The sequence below is a fragment of the Amycolatopsis sp. Poz14 genome, from assembly GCF_006704225.1.
Classification (GTDB): domain Bacteria; phylum Actinomycetota; class Actinomycetes; order Mycobacteriales; family Pseudonocardiaceae; genus Amycolatopsis; species Amycolatopsis nivea.
The window spans coordinates 175,283-190,859 of record NZ_JACLHD010000001.1; the positions used below are offsets into that span (position 1 = coordinate 175,283).

Below are 15,577 nucleotides of genomic sequence, written 5' to 3' on the forward strand. Positions count from 1 at the left end.
CACGGGCCGGAATATTGTCGCTCGATCGGGGTAAGGTCGCGCCGTGCACGCGTCCGTGACCCCGCTGCTGGCCGACAGCAGCCGTCCCCTCTTCGAATGGCGGTGGGTCGAACGCAACGCTGACGCGATTCTTCAGCGGCTCGGCGAGCACGTCGCCCTCACCGCGACCGCGCTCGGCGTCGGCCTCGTGCTCTCGCTCGCGCTGGCCACGCTGTGCCTGCGCTACCGCTGGTTCTATCCGTTCGTGATCGGCACGGCGGGCGCGCTCTACGTGATCCCGAGCCTCGGCGCGTTCGCGCTGCTGGTTCCGCTGCTCGGGTTCTCCTTCGCCACCTCGGTCATCCCGCTGGCGACGTACACGCTGCTGATCCTGATCCGCAACATCGTGACCGGCGTGCAGCAGGTGCCGACCGAAGTGCGCGAAGCGGCGATCGGGATGGGCTTCACGCCGCGGCGGCTGTTGTGGCAGGTGGAGCTGCCGCTCGCGCTGCCCGTGGTGATCGCCGGGCTGCGGGTGGCCGCGGTGACGACGATCGGCCTGGTCACCGTCACGTCGCTGCTCGGCAAGGGCGGGCTCGGCTACTTCATCCGGGCAGGCATCCAGACGCCGATCCCCAACCCGAGCCCGATCATCGTCGGCATCGTGCTGTCGATCGCGCTGGCCGTGTTCGTCGATTTCCTGCTGTGGCTGAGCGAACGCGCGCTGGCCCCGTGGGCGCGGAGGGCCGTTCGATGAGCTTTTTCGAGCAGCTGGGCCACTGGCTCGCCGACCCGAACCGCTGGAGCTGGACCGATCCGGCCGGGATTCCGTTCCGGACCGTGCAGCATCTGTGGTTCTCCGCGCTGGCGCTGGCGATCTCGATCGTCCTGACCGTCCCGTTCGCGCTGTGGCTCGCGCACTACCGGCGCGGCCAGTTCCTGGCGAGCAGCGCGGTGAACATCGGCCGCGCGATCCCGAGCTTCGGGCTGATCATCCTGTTCTGGTTCCTGGCCAGCCGGTGGGGCGCGAACACGGACTTCTGGCCGCTGCTGCTGGCGCTCGTCGCGCTGGCGCTGCCGCCGCTGTTCACCAACACCTACGCGGGCGTGGTGCAGGTGGAACAGGAAGTCGTCGACGCGGCGCGCGGCACCGGGTACCGCGAATGGCAGATCATGCTGCGCGTGGAACTGCCGCTGTCGTCGCCGGTGATCGTGGCCGCCGCGCGAGTGGCGTTCCTGCAACTGATCGCGACGGTCGCGATCGGCGCGATCGTCAACGACGGCGGCGGTCTGGGCCGCTACATCGTCGACGGTTTCGCCCTCGGCGAGCAGGGCCACGGCGAAATCTTCGGCGGCGGTCTTGCGGTGGTGATCCTGGCGCTGGTGTGCGAGGGCCTGTTCGCTTTGTTGACCAAGCTGGCTACGCCTCGCGGTCTCGCACTTCAACAGGCCCGTCGGGACTCGTGAGACACGCTTCGGCGAGCTGGTCGATCTCCGGCCCCAGCGACCGATCGACCACCACCGGCTCGATCCTCGCCGCGAGCCAGGCGTAGGTGTCAGCCAGCCTCGGCGCGCCTGGGGCCTTGAGCAGATACCGCGCCTGCCGCCCCGCGATCAGCTCGCACGCGGTGATGGCGAAGAAGCGCTCGATCACTGTCTCCAGCTCGGTGCCAGCCTTGCTGGCGAACGCTTGCACATCCTCCTGACCAGCGGAAGTATCCAGCGACCCGAGCGTCGCCGGTGCGGCCAGACGACGCATCGCATGCAGCTCGCCAGCCGCGCGTTTGTGCAACGGCGTAAGCCCGGCCTGCGGCCCCGGGTCCACCGCGAGCTGCGGCGGCAACCCGCTGAACTGCGGGTCGAGGAGGCGGTGAAGCCGCTGTACCGAGACTTCCGCCGCGTGGACGAGGGCTGCCTTGACCGCGTCCATCCGAAGCCCGAGCGCGGCGGCGTGATAGCCGGTCGTCGGCACGAACTCGCCGTTGACGAAGGCTGGCGAGTCCGCCGGGGTTTCCCAGGACTCCTGCAAGGTTTCCTGGAGTTCCTCGACAGTCCGGCTGACGTATTCGAGCACCTTCGGCCCGACTCGCACCGAGATCGGCGCCTGCACGACGCTCTTGTTGGTGGCGGCCCCTTCGATGAGTTTCTCGATACGGGTGCCGCGGTAGATCGCTTGCGGCGCACCAAGAACGTCCACGGTGATCGCCGCGCAGACCGTCTGCCAATCGATCAGCCGACGCAGCCTCCTGCCGCACACCCACGCGTACGCCTCGGCCAGCGGCGAACCTTGAATCAGGCTCGCCCCCTCCTTCGGCCCCAGCACGAACGGCCGCACCCCGCGCCGGCTTAACGCTTCCGCCGCCGGGACCTCGGCACCGTCCTCGATGACCGTGCCGAGCCCGACGAACGTCTGGAACGCGTGCGCCAGCGGGATGATTTCGCCGGCGCTGCCGAGGCTGTCGCGCGGGACGGCCGGGAGGAACCCGTCGTTGATCCGGTCTGCGAGGAAGCTGACCAGCTCGGGACTGACCGCCGCGTCGCCGCGGAGAAACCCGCGCAGCCGCATGCACAGCAACGCCCGGGTCAACTCCGGCGACAACCACGGCTTCCCGCCGACCGCCCGGCCGACCAGCAGATTGCGCTGATGGTCAGCCTGTTGCGCGGCAGTGAGCCGGGTCCCAGCGAGCCGCCCCATCCCGGTGTTGACGCCGTAGACGAGGCTGTCCTGGCCCAGCGCGGCCAACATCGCCTCGCGCTGCTGCTTCAGCTTCTGGAGGGCCGCCGGGCTGATCTCGACTGGTTCGTCCACTGTGGACAGTTCAGCGCGCGAGCCCGTCGATGACCTCGGCGTTCGGCAGCCCAGCGAGCGCCGCACCGGAGATCAGGAGCTTGCTGCCGCGGATCCCGCTGCCGATCACCAGCTCCGGCGCGTCCGCGACGGCCTGGTCGATGAGAATCGGCCAGTCCGCGGGCAGCCCGACCGGCGTGATGCCGCCGTACTCCATGCCGGTGAGGGAAACGGCCTCGTCCATCGGCGCGAAGGACGCCTTGCGCACGTCGAGGCGACGTTTGATGACACCGTTGACGTCGGCACGGGTGGTCGCGAGCACGAGCGCCGCGGCGAACCGGACCTCCCCAGCCCGCTTGCCAGCGACAACAACGCAGTTCGCGGAGGCAGTCAACGGCGACCCGTACGCCTCGCAGAACGCGGCGGTGTCGGCGAGCTCCGGATCGATCTCAGTGACGCCGACCTCGTCCGGCGCGGGCATCGCGGCCAGCGCCTTGGCGACGGGTTCGGCAAGCAGGTCAGTACGGGTCGGCGCGGGAACGACGGTAAGGCTTCCGGCGATAGTCCAGGTGGTCACCAGCCCGAATGTAATCCGCCGGGCTTCCCGGTCACCAGTTGCGGTGGCCTCGCTGAACCTCGATGAGCTTCGGCCGCACGTCGACGATGTAGACGAGCGCCGCCGCCATCGCGGGCACCCAGAAGATGAACCCGACCCCGTTCCCCTGGAGCGGGAACAACACCAGGGCGACCGTGGCCACGCCAGTGATCAACATCCAGACCGGCTTGGTCTTGCGATCGGCCGCCGAGTACGCGTCGGCTCGCTGGAGCAGCGCGTGAACGAAGGCGAAGAGCCCGACCAAGGCGCTGCCCCAGTGGATGACCCTGAGGATCCATTCGGCAACCAGCACGCAGCCAGCTTACGGCAAACCGCCCACGCCGCCCGCTCCCCCAAAACCTCGCACTGTGACATGACTGCTGGTCAGGCCCGGATGGGGCGGGTTTGGCCGCGGTTATCTCGACGACGGTTGCCGGGGTGACAACGGTCACTCCGGTTGGGTGCCTCGGCTTAGGTCGGACCCAGTTCGGTGGCCGTGAATCTAGGTCCGACCCAACCCGCTGCCGTGAGCCTAGGTCGGACCTAGTCGGCTGCGGTGAAGCTAGGTCGAACCCAGCCCCGGCGCCCGTGAGCCTAGGTCGGGCCTAACTCGCTACCGTGCATCTAGGCCGAATCTAACGATGCTCGCGCGAGGTGGGTTCGACCCAACATCGACTTCGCCGCAACATCCGCCGCGGCGCACGGCGACCGGACCAACCCGCCCGACGCTGCCGCCGAAACACTCCGCACAGGGCGACGGCGGCACCGCCCCCGATTCAGCGGCGCGACGGCAGCCTCACCAACACCTCCGCCACCACATCCCGGCACGCCGCCCGATTCAGCGGCGCGGACCAGCAGCGCGGGCCCAGTTCGCCACGCAGCGGCGCGGCGGCAACCTCACCACACCCCCGCCGCCACATCCCCGGACGCCACCTGATTCAGCGGCGCGAGGCACAGTCCGCCATGCAGCGGCACGGCACCACCGTCCCCAACACGGCGACACTGCCGCCAACCCAACGACGCCCCGAGCATCCCTCAACCCGGCAGCGCCGTCGCCAACCCAACGGGCACCCCCGAGCATCCCCCAACACGGCAACCACCGCCGCCAACCCAACGGGCACCCCGGAACATCCCCCAACACGGCAACCACCGCCGCCAACCCAACGGGCACCCCGGAACATCCCCCAACACGGCAACCACCGCCGCCAACCCAACGGCGCCCCGGAACATCCCCAACACAGCACACGGCGGCCGGACCAACCCAGGCCCGGCCGCCGTGCGACCCCTCGATTTTCAATTCTCGCCCTCGGCGACCCCGGCGCAAACCGGTCCGCCCCAACGGTTCCGAGTGCCGGAGCACCCGAACCGCCGATCAGTGCGGCAGTGACTCCGCCGTCACTTCTCCGTCTTCGGCGCGGCCGGCTTCTTCGCGTTCGCCGTCGTGCTGGTGGTCGTGCGACGGGCCGGCGTGGCGGTCTTCGGCGCGGTGCGGTTCGCGGCCTTGCGAGCCACCGAACGGGTCTCGTGCGCGACGTTCTCGCCGATTTCCTCGACGGCGTCGGCGGTCTCGCCAGCCACCTCGGTCACCTTGCGGGCGGCCTTCTCGCCAGCGGAACGGGTGCGTTTGGTGACCTTCGCCAGCACGCCGTCGACGCGCTCGCGGGTCTCCTCGGTCAGGCCGTCGACGCGCTCCTGCGCGGCGGTCAGCGCGTCGTCCAGCTGCTCAAGGGCCTTCTTGACCTGCGGCTGCGCGGCGATCTTGTCCCACGCCTGCTCGCCGGACTCGGCCAGCTTGTTGTACAGCTTCAGCGCGGCCTCGGTGTACTCGTCGATGGCCTTGCGCAGTTCGGCCGGGTCGAGCTTCTCGCGGAGGCTTTCGACGTCGGTCGGCAGCTCCTCGAAGCCCTTGCGCGCGGCCTCGGTGTTCTTGGTGACGTTGGCGCGGGCCTTGGCGACCGCGTCGGTCACGGCCTGGCTGGCCAGGTTGCCGGCGCCGAGCGCGGCGAGCAGCGGGGTGCGGACCTGGTCGAGCGCGGTGTTGACGGCCTTGCGGACGTCCTCGGTCTTGGGCGTGGTCATGCCGACTCCTCAGTGGTCTGTTGGGTGGTCTTCGGTGCGGTGTTCGCGGCGGCGTTTTCGCGCCGGAAGGACTCGTAGACGTCGAGCAGGACCTGCTTCTGCCGTTCGGTCAGCTCGGCGTCGGCGCGGATCGCGTCGCCGACCGGGCCGCCGGTCGGCAGGTCGAGGATTCCGGCCTGCACGTACAACGCTTCGGCCGAGATCCGCAGCCCTTTCGCGATCTGCTGGAGGATCTCCGCGCTGGGTTTGCGGACCCCGCGCTCGATCTGGCTCAGGTACGGATTGGACACTCCGGCGAGTTTCGACAGCTGGCGCAGCGAAATCTTCGCGGAACTGCGCTGCTGGCGGATGTACTCGCCGATGTCGGAGGCGATGTCCGCGACCTTGTCCATGGGGCGCTGTGCTCCGCCGGGTTCTGTCATCCGGTCACCTCCTCGCGACCTACTCGACAGTACGCTCGCGTGCTAGCTATTGCAAGCACCCTGCTTGCAACCATCGGGTGTGGTTCCGCTCACCCCGTTACCCTGGGCTTATGCGGGCACAACGGTTGCGTCGACGCCTGGTCCGACACCTCGTCGAAGAGGACGTGCTGCACGACGAGGCCTGGGCCGACGCGTTCGCGACCGTCCCCCGGCATGCGTTCCTGCCGCGGTTTTTCGTGCCTGCCGGCGACGGCTGGGCGGCGGTCGACCGCGGCGATCCGGACTGGCTGGACCGCGTCTATTCGCGCGACGTCCTGGTCACCCAGCTCGACGACGACCCGTCGCTCTGGGACCGGGCCCGCGCGCACGGACCGGTCCCCGGCGTGCCGACCAGTTCGTCCAGCATGCCCGCGATCATGGCGATCATGCTGGAAGAACTCCTGGTCCGCGACGGCAACCGGGTGCTGGAGATCGGCACCGGAACCGGTTACAACGCGGGTTTGCTGTGCCACCGCTGCGGTTCCGGCCAAGTGTCCACAGTGGACATCGACCCGGTCATCGCGACCGCCGCACAGGAACGCCTCGCCTCCTGCGGCTACGCCCCCGCGTGCGCCACCGGCGACGGCGCACTCGGTTTCCCGGCCGGAGTGCTCTTCGACCGGGTCCTGTGCACCGCGTCGGTCTCCCGGATTCCACTTGCCTGGCTTGCTCAAACCCTCCCCGGCGGACACATCGTCACCACCCTCAACCGCCCGCTCGGCGGCGGACTCGTCCGCCTCACCGCAGGCGAAGGCGCGACCGCCGAAGGCCAGGTCCTGGCCCGCGACGGTCGCTTCATGCCCCTGCGTGCACATCGCCTGCCACCGCTCGCGGACCTGCCGTCCGCTGCCGATGTGCAATGGCGCCCGACTGAACTGTCAATGACAGATGTGCTTAAACCACAACGACATTTCGAGTTTTTCGCGTCACTGGAGCTACCCGAGGTACGCCCGGTGCACGTCGACCCGAACGGCGCTTTCGCACTGTCCCATCCGGACGGTTCCTGGGCCCGGACCCGTCGCACGGACTCCGGTTTCGAGGTGGCACAAGGAGGTCCGCGCGCCTTGTGGGATATCGCCGAGGAAGCGCACCGGCGCTGGGAATCGCTCGGACGCCCCAGCCGGTCGCGTTTCGGCCTCACGGTCAACGCCGACGAGCAGACTTTCTGGCTGGACGATCCGCAATCCGAGAATCGCTGGCCGCTGTAGGGCGGATCCGCCGATCACCCCGCCAACCCGCGAAGCAGTCCCTCCAGATCGCGCTCGCCCGCCCGCGTTTGCGCGCCCCGCGCCAGCCCGCCCCGAATCAACGCTTCCGCCGCAGGACGCGTGAACTGTCCCGCCCAAGCGTCGTGTTCCCGCTGGAATCCCTTGGCCAGATCATCCGGAACGACGGCCTGTTTCGCCGCGGCGATCACTCCTTCCGGCAACGCGGCGATGTTGCGGGCCAGCCGATCAACCACTTCTTCGAGTTCGTCAGCAGGGACGGCCCGGTTGACCCAGCCGTAGCGTTCAGCCGTCCGCGCGTCGTACAACTCGGCACCGAGCACAATTTCCAACGCCCGGTTGCGACCGACCCGGTTCGCCAGATACTGCGTCCCTCCGCCACCCGGGACAATCCCCATCAGCGCCTCGATCTGCCCGAGACCCGCGGTCTCGATCGCCGCGAACGCCAGGTCCGCAGCCGCGACGAACTCCGCCCCACCGCCTCGCGCCAGACCGGCAAGCTGCACGATCGTCACCTGCGGCTGCTGTCGCAGAAGTTCGCCCAACGCCTGGAAAACGTTGAGTCCCACGGGAATCTCGGGAGCGAAGTGGTCGAACGCGTCCGGAGTGTCGACCAGAGTCATGTCGACGTGCGCGATGAAGAAGTCCGGGTCGGCACTGTCGAAAACGATCACACGCGCGGAATCGTCGGATCGCAGTGTAAGCAGCAGCCGCCTGAGGTCCGCCATGAGAGCGACGTCGAGGACGTTGACGGGCGGGTTGTCGATGGTGACGCGGACGATGCCGCCCTCGCGGTGCACGCGCAGGGTCGGGTAGTCGTCGGGGTGCATTCGGGTCTCCGATACGTATCCGGCAGGCAGCTAGGTTCCTGATGTATACCTAGGCTCGGACGCGGATCGACCAGCGTCAATAACGCACTTTGGGCATCGCAAGGATCATGGAGGATACCGAGATGGCCGCTCCCGACACCGGCACTGTGTACCGGGCCGACTGTCCCAGCCGCCCGATCCTCGACCAGATCGCCGACAAGTGGTCGATGATGGCGATGGCGGTCCTGGAGGAGCCGCGCGGGTTCAACGACATCAAACGCCAGCTGGAAGGCGTGACCCAGCGGGTGCTGACCCAAACTCTGCGCAGGCTGGAACGCAACGGCATGATCGTGCGGCGAGTACTGCCGACTTCCCCCGTCGGAGTCGAGTATTCCCTTACGCCGCTTGGCGAATCACTACGCGAGCCGTTCGGCCGGCTGTACGACTGGACCGTCGCGCACACCAGCGAAATCCACGCATCCCAGCAGCGCTACGACGAACGGCTCCGCGCGGAACAATCGTGAGGCGTCGCTAGGTCCGACCCAGCCAAAATCCTGCTCACGCCCTGATCTCTAGGTCCAACCCAGCACACGCACTGATCCTTGGGTCCGACCCAGCTCACGCGCCGATTCCTAGGTCCGACCCAACTCACGCGCCAGTCCTTAGGTCCGACCCAATTCTGGCCCGAACCCACTTCTCCACCGCGGTCACGACGTCCTCGAGCGGAGCCTCCGTCGTGTCGATGGACTCGACCTGCCCGCGTATCCACAGGTTGAACTCGAGCATCTCCTCGATGCGCGGCTCGTCCCACTCCCGCCACGCCGGCCGGGCGCGCAACCGGTGCCGGAGGGTCTCGTTGTCCGCGACCAGCGCCAGATAGTGCACGTCCGAGAAGAAAACGCGCTCTGGCAACGGTTCCAGCTCCTGCGGCGCGACCGTCCCGCACAGCACGACCGGCCGCCCGTTCTGGTGCAGCATCGCCGCCATCCGCAGCCAGACCCCGCGAAACGCCGGGTTGCCGGGGACGTCGTCCTGCAGCGCGCCGGTCCACAGCACGTCCTGCTCCAGCACGACGGCCTCGCCCGCCAACCGCTGCGCCAGCTTCGGCCCGACTGTGGATTTGCCTCCCGCGCTCGGCCCCGTCAACGCGAACAACGGCAGCCGCCGGAACGGCCACCGGTGTCCGCACTCCACACACCGCAGAAGGTCCGCCTCGACCTGTGGACAACTCGCGCGGTCGCCACAGGCCGGACAGATCCGGAGGTCAAGCACTACTGGAACGGTGGACAACTCAGTCGAAGAGGTTCTCGAGGAAGCTGCGCTTGCGGCGTCCGCCGTACGGGCGCGGCGAATCCCCATAGCCACCGCGGTACGGCCGCGGCGAGTCCGCGTGCCCGCCTCGGTACGGGCGCGGCGAATCCGCATGCCCACCCCGGTACGGCCGGGGCGAATCCGAGTGCCCGCCTTGATAAGGGCGCGGCGAATCGGGACGGCCGTAAGGCGGTGGCTGCTGCCGGTAGAAAGCGCTCTCGGCACCGGCGATCTGCTCCAGCTCGCCGCGGTCGAGGAAGATCCCGCGGCAGCCGTCGCACTGCTCGATGTGGACGCCGTTCTTGTCGACAGTGCGCATCATGTTCTGACACTTCGGACAAATCACGCAGCCGACCCTACGCGGATTCGCCGCGCCGTGTCAGCAGGCGCAGAGGCAGAACGGGTGGCCGACCGGATCGGCGTACACGCGGAAGGTCTCCGGGGAATCGTCGAGCAGCTTCGCGCCCAGCCCGAGAATGCGCTGGTGAGCGGCCTCGAGGTCGGGAACGTCGAGGTCGAGGTGCGCCTGCTGCGGCTTGTCCTGCGACGGCCATTCGGGCGCGCGGTAATCAGCCACCCGCTGGAATTCCAGCCGGACGCCGCCGCGCGGGTCGACGAGCGTGGCCCAGTGGTTGTCCGGAGCGATCTTAGGTTCGTCCCACTCAAGCAGGGAGCGGTAGAACCCGGCGAGTGCTCCTGGGTCCGGACAGTCGAACGCAACGCCGCCGAAAGTCGGAATCGCACCCATGTTGTGGCCATCCTCTCCTAGTCGCGTAACCAGTAAATGGATTATGAAGGTTAGTGAGCCAGGTCGCAACCAATATCGCCCGTACACTGGGCAGGTGCACACCGACGCTTCCTTGGTGGTCGCCTTCCTGAACACCGTCGACATCGAACGGGGCGACGACCTGCTGGACGATCCGGAGCTCTGGCGGCAGTGGGCCGCTGACCACGACGTGTCACCGAACGATCCCGCCGAAGCCCGCGCCGTACGCGACAGCCTGCGCGCCGCCGTCGGCGATCCGCGGCTGCCCGCGACCACGCTGGACGTCCCGCTTCGCTTCACCCTCACCGAAACCGGCCCGGCACTGCTCACCCCGGACGCCGTCACCGCGACCCTGGCCGCGACCACCCGCCTAGCCATCCGGGGCGACTGGGTCCGCCTGAAAATCTGCCCCGCCGACGACTGCCTGTGGGCCTTCTTCGACGAATCCCGCAACCGCTCCCGCACCTGGTGCTCGATGCGAGTCTGCGGAAACCGCGAAAAAGCCCGCTCCTGGCGCGCCCGCACGGCGGCTGTGCACAACTGACCCCCTGTGGACAACTTGTCCACACACACCACATGTGCACGTGCAGATGCCCCGGATCCCCACAAGTTGTGGACAGCGATTAGGCCATCACCGTGAATTCCTGTGGATAACCCCGGGGATAACTCAGCTTCCTGTGGACAACTGGTTTGAACGAGCCACGGCTGTGGTATAGGACGCCGCGCATCCGACCGACCACCCGCCGCAGCCAGTCGAGGCCGAGGAGAACCACGGAGGACGCTGCACCCGAAGCGCCGGGGCACCCACGCCTTCGGACCGCGATCCACGGGGCTTCGCGGCAACCAATCGAGCGCTGGCTCGCTGGCGAATTCCGCTCAACCACAACGAAATTCCGGGACTGCTGCCCGCCCGGATCCAACGGCGATCCCGATCCGCCGCGACCAAGTCAGCCGACCGCCGCGCAGCAACCACGCCGCCCTGAACCGCACCAACCAGGCCAACACGGTCAACCCAACTCCCGCCAAAGCGCAACAACCCTCAAAAAAGCAGCTGCGCCACCGCGTAAATCACCAACCCAGCCAGCGCACCAACCACAGTCCCGTTGATCCGGATGAACTGCAGATCCCTCCCGACCTGCAGTTCGATCTTCCGAGAAGTCTCCTCGGCGTCCCACCGCTCCACCGTGTCCGTGATGATCGTCGTGATCTCGCGGGAGTAATGGGTCACCAGGTAAACCGCCGCGCTCTCGACCCAGCCGTCTACCTTCGACGTCATCGACGGGTCGTCCACCAGACGTTTGCCGAGCGACTCCAGGCCTCCACGAACCCGCTGGCGCAGTTCGCTCGACGGGTCCTCCGCGGCGTTCAGCAGCATCTCCTTGGCCGTCGCCCACGCGTTGCCGATCAGCTTCTGCACTTCGCCGTGGTTCACGATCTGGCCCTTGACCTGCTCGGCCCGCTCCATCGTCTTCGGATCGGTCTGGAGGTCCTGCGCGAACTCGCCGAGGAACTTGTCCAGCGCCAGGCGCATCGGGTGGTTGACGTCGGTCTTGACCGCCCAGGCGAACGTCAGGACCTCGCCGTACACCTTGTCCGCCAGCATTTCGTCGACGAACTTCGGCGACCAGCTCGGCGCGCGGTCCGAGACCACGCGCAGCATCGTCTGGTGATTGTCCCGGACCCATTCGTAGGCGCGGTCGCACATCAAATCCACCAGCTTGTGGTGCGCGCCGTCCTCGAAAACGCCCGCCAGGATCTTGCCCAGCGGCGGGCCCCACGGCTTGTCGATCACGCGCTTGACCACGGCCTGCTCCATGATCGCCTGCACGTCCTCGTCGCGGAGCACCGTGACCGCGCCGCGCACGACGGTCGCCAGTTCCGACGTCACGCGTTCCGCGTTGTCGCGCTGCGAGAGCCAGCCGCCGAGCCTGCTCGCGACCTCTACGCGGCGGAGCTTGTCGCGGATGACGTCGGGAGACAGGAAGTTCGAGCCGACGAACTCGCCAAGGCTGTTGCCGAGCGCGTCCTTCTTGTTCGGGATGATCGCGGTGTGCGGGATCCGCAGTCCGAGCGGATGCCGGAACAGCGCCGTCACCGCGAACCAGTCCGCGAGCGCGCCGACCATGCCCGCCTCGGCCGCGGCGCGCACGTAGCCGACCCAGCCGCTCCAGCCCGCCGACTCCGCCCAGCTCGTCAGCAGGAACACGATTGTCGCGCCGAGCAGGAAAGACAGCGCGACCAGCTTCATCTTCCGCAGGCCGCGCCGTTTCGCCTCTTCGCCGGCGGTGCCGCCGGGCGGATCCGCGGGCGTGACCTTGGCAGGGGTGAGTTGCTCCACACCGCCATTGTCCGTGAGGATGCGTTCTCGTGCGTGAACCAGCTCTCGTCCCCCGCCTCCGCCCGTTCACCTCGACGGTCTTCGCGGAGATGACCGCGCTCGCCGTCCGGCACGACGCGGTCAACCTCGGCCAGGGCTTCCCGGACACCGACGGGCCCGCCGGGATGCTCGAAACGGCGAAGAACTCCCTGTTCGGCGGCGACAACCAGTACCCGCCCGGGCCGGGCCGTCCGGAGCTGCGCGCCGCGATCAGCAGGCACCGCCAGCGTTACGGGGCCAGCTACGACCCGGACACGGAGATCCTGGTCACCGCGGGTGCGACCGAGGCCATCGCGGCGTCGCTGATCGCGCTGACCGAAGCCGGCGACGAGGTGATCGTGGTCGAGCCTTACTACGACTCGTACGCCGCCGCGGTCGCGATGGCGGGCGCGCAGCGACGCGTCATCGGGCTGGTCGAAACCGAGAACGGGCAGCTCGAACTCGACCTCGACGCCCTCCGCGACGCGATCACGCCCAAAACTCGCGCAGTGCTGCTGAATTCGCCGCACAACCCCACGGGCACCGTGTTTTCGCGCGCGCAGCTGGAGGAAGTCGCGCGGCTGTGCGTGGAGCACGACCTCATCGCGGTCACCGACGAGGTCTACGAACACCTCGTCTTCGACGGCGCCGAGCACCTGCCGCTCGCGTCGTTCCCCGGGATGCGCGAGCGGACCGTCGCGATTTCGAGCGCGGGCAAGACCTTCAACTGCACCGGCTGGAAGATCGGCTGGATCTGCTCGACGCCGGAGCTGGTGGCCGCGGTGAAGGCAGCGAAGCAGTTCATCACGTTCGTCTCCGGCGGACCGCTGCAGCCGGCCGTGGCGTACGCGCTCGACAACGAGCTTGAGTGGGTCGAAAACCTGCGCGCGAGCCTGCAGGAGAAGCGGGATCGGCTTTCCGCTGGTCTTGCCGATGCGGGATTCGCAGTACGGCCGAGTGCGGGGACGTACTTCGTGACGGCTGACGTGCGTCCGCTCGGTTTCGAGGACGCCGCAGAACTCGCTTGGACGCTTCCGGAACGCGCCGGAGTCGCCGCGGTACCCGTCAAGGTGTTCACGGATCACCCGGACGAGTGGAAACATCTGCTGAGGTTCGCGTTCTGCAAGCGCAACGAGGTGATCGACGAAGCCGTCGAACGCCTGCGGAAACTCGTCTGACGACTGGCGCCCGGGCCCGGTTCGCCCCTGCGGGAACGAGATACCGAGAGTGTCGCGGTGGCCGAAACATCGGGTCAACGCCCGAATTCGCGCCGCGGACGGGCCGCCCGGATGGCCGCATCTGGCCCGGTTGAGGCGACGCAGGGTGATCGACTAGGGCGGATCGGACACCAGAGCCGGTGCGGACGTTCCGCCTTACGGGGTGGATCGAGCGCGGGAGAGATGAAACACTCGCGTCCGGTGCTAGAAAGAGGGCAGCCCCGGGGGACCTGCGACCTGGCCGGAAGACAGCCCCAGCAAGATCAGTCTCGTGCGGTGGCACGAGCTTCAGGCGCGGACGGTGGTGGTGGCGTGACCGGCATGGCGCATTCGCGCGGCCTCGCACATCCCGTGGCGTCCGGCTTCAGTCCACTTGGGAACGCGGGTCCCGCGCTCCTCGGAATGGCCGACCGCGCTTCGAACCGCACCGAGCGGAACTCCTCTTTCGCGCGCGCGGGCGCGCGACGGCGGCCCCGAGCCTGGGCTGCTCCGATCGCCCGGCCCGCCGCCCGGATCGCCGTCGCCGGCGGACTCACCCTGGCCGGATGGCTGCTCGGCGCGGCGTTGTCGCAGGCGAATGCGGCGGCGGACGAGCACATCGACCGCCCGGCCGCTTCGGCTCCCGACACCGAACCGGAGCACCGCTACGCCGGAACGGCCACGTCCGGCACCCTCACCTGGGCCATGCCCGGCGCGCAACGCGCCTCGCTCCACCGGTTCCACATCTCCGCCGACGACTACCGGCCGGACGTGAGCTTCCGTCCGGCCGCTGTGTCCGGCAACGGCCCGGGCCACCACGCCAGCATCGCGGTGACCCGGCCCTCGACCAAGATCACCAAGCCTGCCAAGGCAAAGAGCCCGGGCGCGGCGAAACACCACGCACCGGCGAGCGACTCCGCGTCCGACGCGACCACACTGCCGGTCAGCAGCCCGAGCAGCACCAATCCCGAACCCCAGCAAGGTCTGCCCAGCAGCACCAATCCCGAACCTCAGCAGGGTTTGCTCGGCAGCACCAGCAACGAGCCCAGCCAAGGTTCGCCCAGCAGCCAGCCCGAACCGGGCTTGCTCGGCAGCATCAGCAGCCAACCCGAACCGCAGCAAGGGCTTCTCGGCGGTCTTCTCGGCGGCACCAGCCACGATTCCGGCCCGGGCCTCCTGGGCGGACTCCTCGGCGGCACCGAAACCGGCCACCCGGGGCTCCTCGACGGCATCCTCGGAACCGTCAACGACACCGTCGACACCACCCTGCACACCACCGTCACCTCGGTCGACACCGTGATCGACACCGCGCCGGTCCGGGTCGTCGAGCCGCCGGTCGCCCCGGTCGAGCCTGCTCCGTCCGCCAGCGGGGCGGTCAGCGTCTCCGTCCCGGCAGGCAAGCTGGCGAAAGAGCCGGAAGCGCCGGTTGTCGTGCAGGTCAGCAAGCAGGCTCCGGTCGTCCAGGCCGCGCCCGCCCGTGTCCTCGCCGCGCAGCCCGCCGCCAAGCAGGAAACCCAGCCCGCGCCGCCGGTCAAGGAACGCAGCCAGGCTGGCGGCGGCAGCAGCGGTGGCGGCGAAGGTCTTCCCTCGGCTCCGGCCGCGCCTGCCGCGCCCGCGTCGACTGTCTCGCCGGGACACGACGGGCACGGCGGTCTGCGCCAGTTGTTCGCGCTGGCCGGCGACGGCGACACCGTCACTCAGCTCAAGCTCATCGGCGTCAGCCGCGACCACGAGGTCGACGGCGCGGGCAGGGACGCCGCCCTGCCGACCACCTCCCCGGACTGACCCTCCAACCGGTTATCCGGGGAGAGCTCCGTCCACCTCAAGATCAACTTCTTGATCGCGCGCGCCCGTTCGCTGCGCCGGACTCACCCCTTCGCACCAGTGCTACTTCGATCAAGGGGCTGAACCATGACCGCACTTCCCGACCGGCCGACCGCGCCCGGCCGGATCGGGTCCTGGTCCCGGCGCCGCGCTGCCCCCGCGGCGCCGGGACCCACCACGGGCGTGC

17 protein-coding genes are annotated in these 15,577 nt (G+C 68.7%); 7 read left to right on the forward strand and 10 right to left on the reverse strand.

From position 1 onward, the window contains the following. Window positions 1–43 precede the first annotated feature (43 nt). Complete coding sequence (locus tag FKO37_RS00945; RefSeq protein ID WP_134663650.1) at window positions 44–736, forward strand: ABC transporter permease; 693 nt, start codon at window positions 44–46, stop codon at window positions 734–736. Continuing rightward, window positions 733–1,446 (forward strand): ABC transporter permease, encoded by a 714-nt coding sequence (locus FKO37_RS00950; RefSeq protein ID WP_037807739.1) that lies wholly within the window; start codon window positions 733–735, stop codon window positions 1,444–1,446. The genes FKO37_RS00945 and FKO37_RS00950 overlap by 4 nt, the downstream gene beginning before the upstream one ends. Here FKO37_RS00950 and FKO37_RS00955 read toward each other — a convergent pair. The 5 genes from FKO37_RS00955 to FKO37_RS00975 all read right to left on the reverse strand — a co-directional run bounded on the left by FKO37_RS00955 (window position 1,400) and on the right by FKO37_RS00975 (window position 5,833). Further along, complete coding sequence (locus FKO37_RS00955; protein WP_308196512.1) at window positions 1,400–2,788, reverse strand: aromatic amino acid lyase; 1,389 nt, start codon at window positions 2,786–2,788, stop codon at window positions 1,400–1,402. The two genes, FKO37_RS00950 and FKO37_RS00955, sit on opposite strands and share 47 nt — an antisense overlap. A gap of 10 nt (window positions 2,789–2,798) precedes the next feature. After that, a complete protein-coding gene (locus FKO37_RS00960; protein ID WP_037807549.1) occupies window positions 2,799–3,344 on the reverse strand; it encodes a YbaK/EbsC family protein in 546 nt (181 codons plus the stop codon). A gap of 31 nt (window positions 3,345–3,375) precedes the next feature. Then, on the reverse strand, window positions 3,376–3,675 hold the full coding sequence (locus tag FKO37_RS00965; protein WP_037807548.1) for a DUF2516 family protein: 300 nt from the start codon (window positions 3,673–3,675) through the stop codon (window positions 3,376–3,378). 1,082 nt (window positions 3,676–4,757) lie between these two features. Further along, entirely contained in the window at window positions 4,758–5,441 is a 684-nt protein-coding gene (locus FKO37_RS00970; RefSeq protein WP_238603476.1) for a hypothetical protein, read from the reverse strand. Continuing rightward, window positions 5,438–5,833, reverse strand: a complete 396-nt coding sequence (locus FKO37_RS00975) for a helix-turn-helix domain-containing protein (protein WP_238608202.1) — start codon at window positions 5,831–5,833, stop codon at window positions 5,438–5,440. The genes FKO37_RS00970 and FKO37_RS00975 overlap by 4 nt, the downstream gene beginning before the upstream one ends. 140 nt (window positions 5,834–5,973) lie before the next feature. Here FKO37_RS00975 and FKO37_RS00980 point away from each other — a divergent pair, with 140 nt between their 5' ends. Further along, window positions 5,974–7,110: a methyltransferase domain-containing protein gene (locus FKO37_RS00980; RefSeq protein ID WP_238603477.1), complete on the forward strand. Its 1,137-nt coding sequence runs from the start codon at window positions 5,974–5,976 to the stop codon at window positions 7,108–7,110. Window positions 7,111–7,124: 14 nt separating this feature from the next. On the opposite strand, the gene FKO37_RS00985 is transcribed toward FKO37_RS00980, so the two are convergent. Beyond that, the gene (locus FKO37_RS00985; RefSeq protein WP_238603478.1) at window positions 7,125–7,958 is read right to left on the reverse strand and encodes an enoyl-CoA hydratase/isomerase family protein; all 834 of its coding nucleotides are present in this window, start codon (window positions 7,956–7,958) and stop codon (window positions 7,125–7,127) included. A gap of 122 nt (window positions 7,959–8,080) precedes the next feature. On the opposite strand from FKO37_RS00985, the gene FKO37_RS00990 reads away from it, so the two are divergent. Continuing rightward, window positions 8,081–8,461, forward strand: coding sequence for a helix-turn-helix domain-containing protein (locus tag FKO37_RS00990; protein WP_238603479.1), 381 nt, complete (start codon window positions 8,081–8,083; stop codon window positions 8,459–8,461). A 124-nt stretch (window positions 8,462–8,585) separates the two neighbouring features. On the opposite strand, the gene FKO37_RS00995 is transcribed toward FKO37_RS00990, so the two are convergent. Genes FKO37_RS00995 through FKO37_RS01005 form a run of 3 tightly spaced genes read right to left on the reverse strand, consistent with a single transcriptional unit; the run spans window position 8,586 to window position 9,996 of the window. Next, window positions 8,586–9,209, reverse strand: a complete 624-nt coding sequence (locus FKO37_RS00995) for an AAA family ATPase (RefSeq protein ID WP_238603480.1) — start codon at window positions 9,207–9,209, stop codon at window positions 8,586–8,588. Between the two features lie 19 nt (window positions 9,210–9,228). After that, a complete protein-coding gene (locus tag FKO37_RS01000) occupies window positions 9,229–9,591 on the reverse strand; it encodes a zf-TFIIB domain-containing protein (RefSeq protein WP_370318151.1) in 363 nt (120 codons plus the stop codon). 36 nt (window positions 9,592–9,627) lie between these two features. After that, window positions 9,628–9,996, reverse strand: coding sequence for a VOC family protein (locus FKO37_RS01005; RefSeq protein WP_037807534.1), 369 nt, complete (start codon window positions 9,994–9,996; stop codon window positions 9,628–9,630). Between the two features lie 94 nt (window positions 9,997–10,090). On the opposite strand from FKO37_RS01005, the gene FKO37_RS01010 reads away from it, so the two are divergent. Further along, window positions 10,091–10,558, forward strand: a complete 468-nt coding sequence (locus tag FKO37_RS01010) for a CGNR zinc finger domain-containing protein (protein WP_037807532.1) — start codon at window positions 10,091–10,093, stop codon at window positions 10,556–10,558. Window positions 10,559–11,053: 495 nt separating this feature from the next. Here FKO37_RS01010 and FKO37_RS01015 read toward each other — a convergent pair whose 3' ends face one another. Beyond that, window positions 11,054–12,352 (reverse strand): DUF445 domain-containing protein, encoded by a 1,299-nt coding sequence (locus FKO37_RS01015; RefSeq protein WP_037807530.1) that lies wholly within the window; start codon window positions 12,350–12,352, stop codon window positions 11,054–11,056. 29 nt (window positions 12,353–12,381) lie between these two features. On the opposite strand from FKO37_RS01015, the gene FKO37_RS01020 reads away from it, so the two are divergent. Beyond that, window positions 12,382–13,548 carry a pyridoxal phosphate-dependent aminotransferase gene (locus FKO37_RS01020; protein WP_238603481.1) on the forward strand — a complete coding sequence of 389 codons (1,167 nt, stop codon included), beginning with the start codon at window positions 12,382–12,384 and terminating at the stop codon, window positions 13,546–13,548. A 441-nt stretch (window positions 13,549–13,989) separates the two neighbouring features. Then, window positions 13,990–15,351 (forward strand): hypothetical protein, encoded by a 1,362-nt coding sequence (locus FKO37_RS01025; RefSeq protein WP_238603482.1) that lies wholly within the window; start codon window positions 13,990–13,992, stop codon window positions 15,349–15,351. Window positions 15,352–15,577 lie beyond the last annotated feature (226 nt).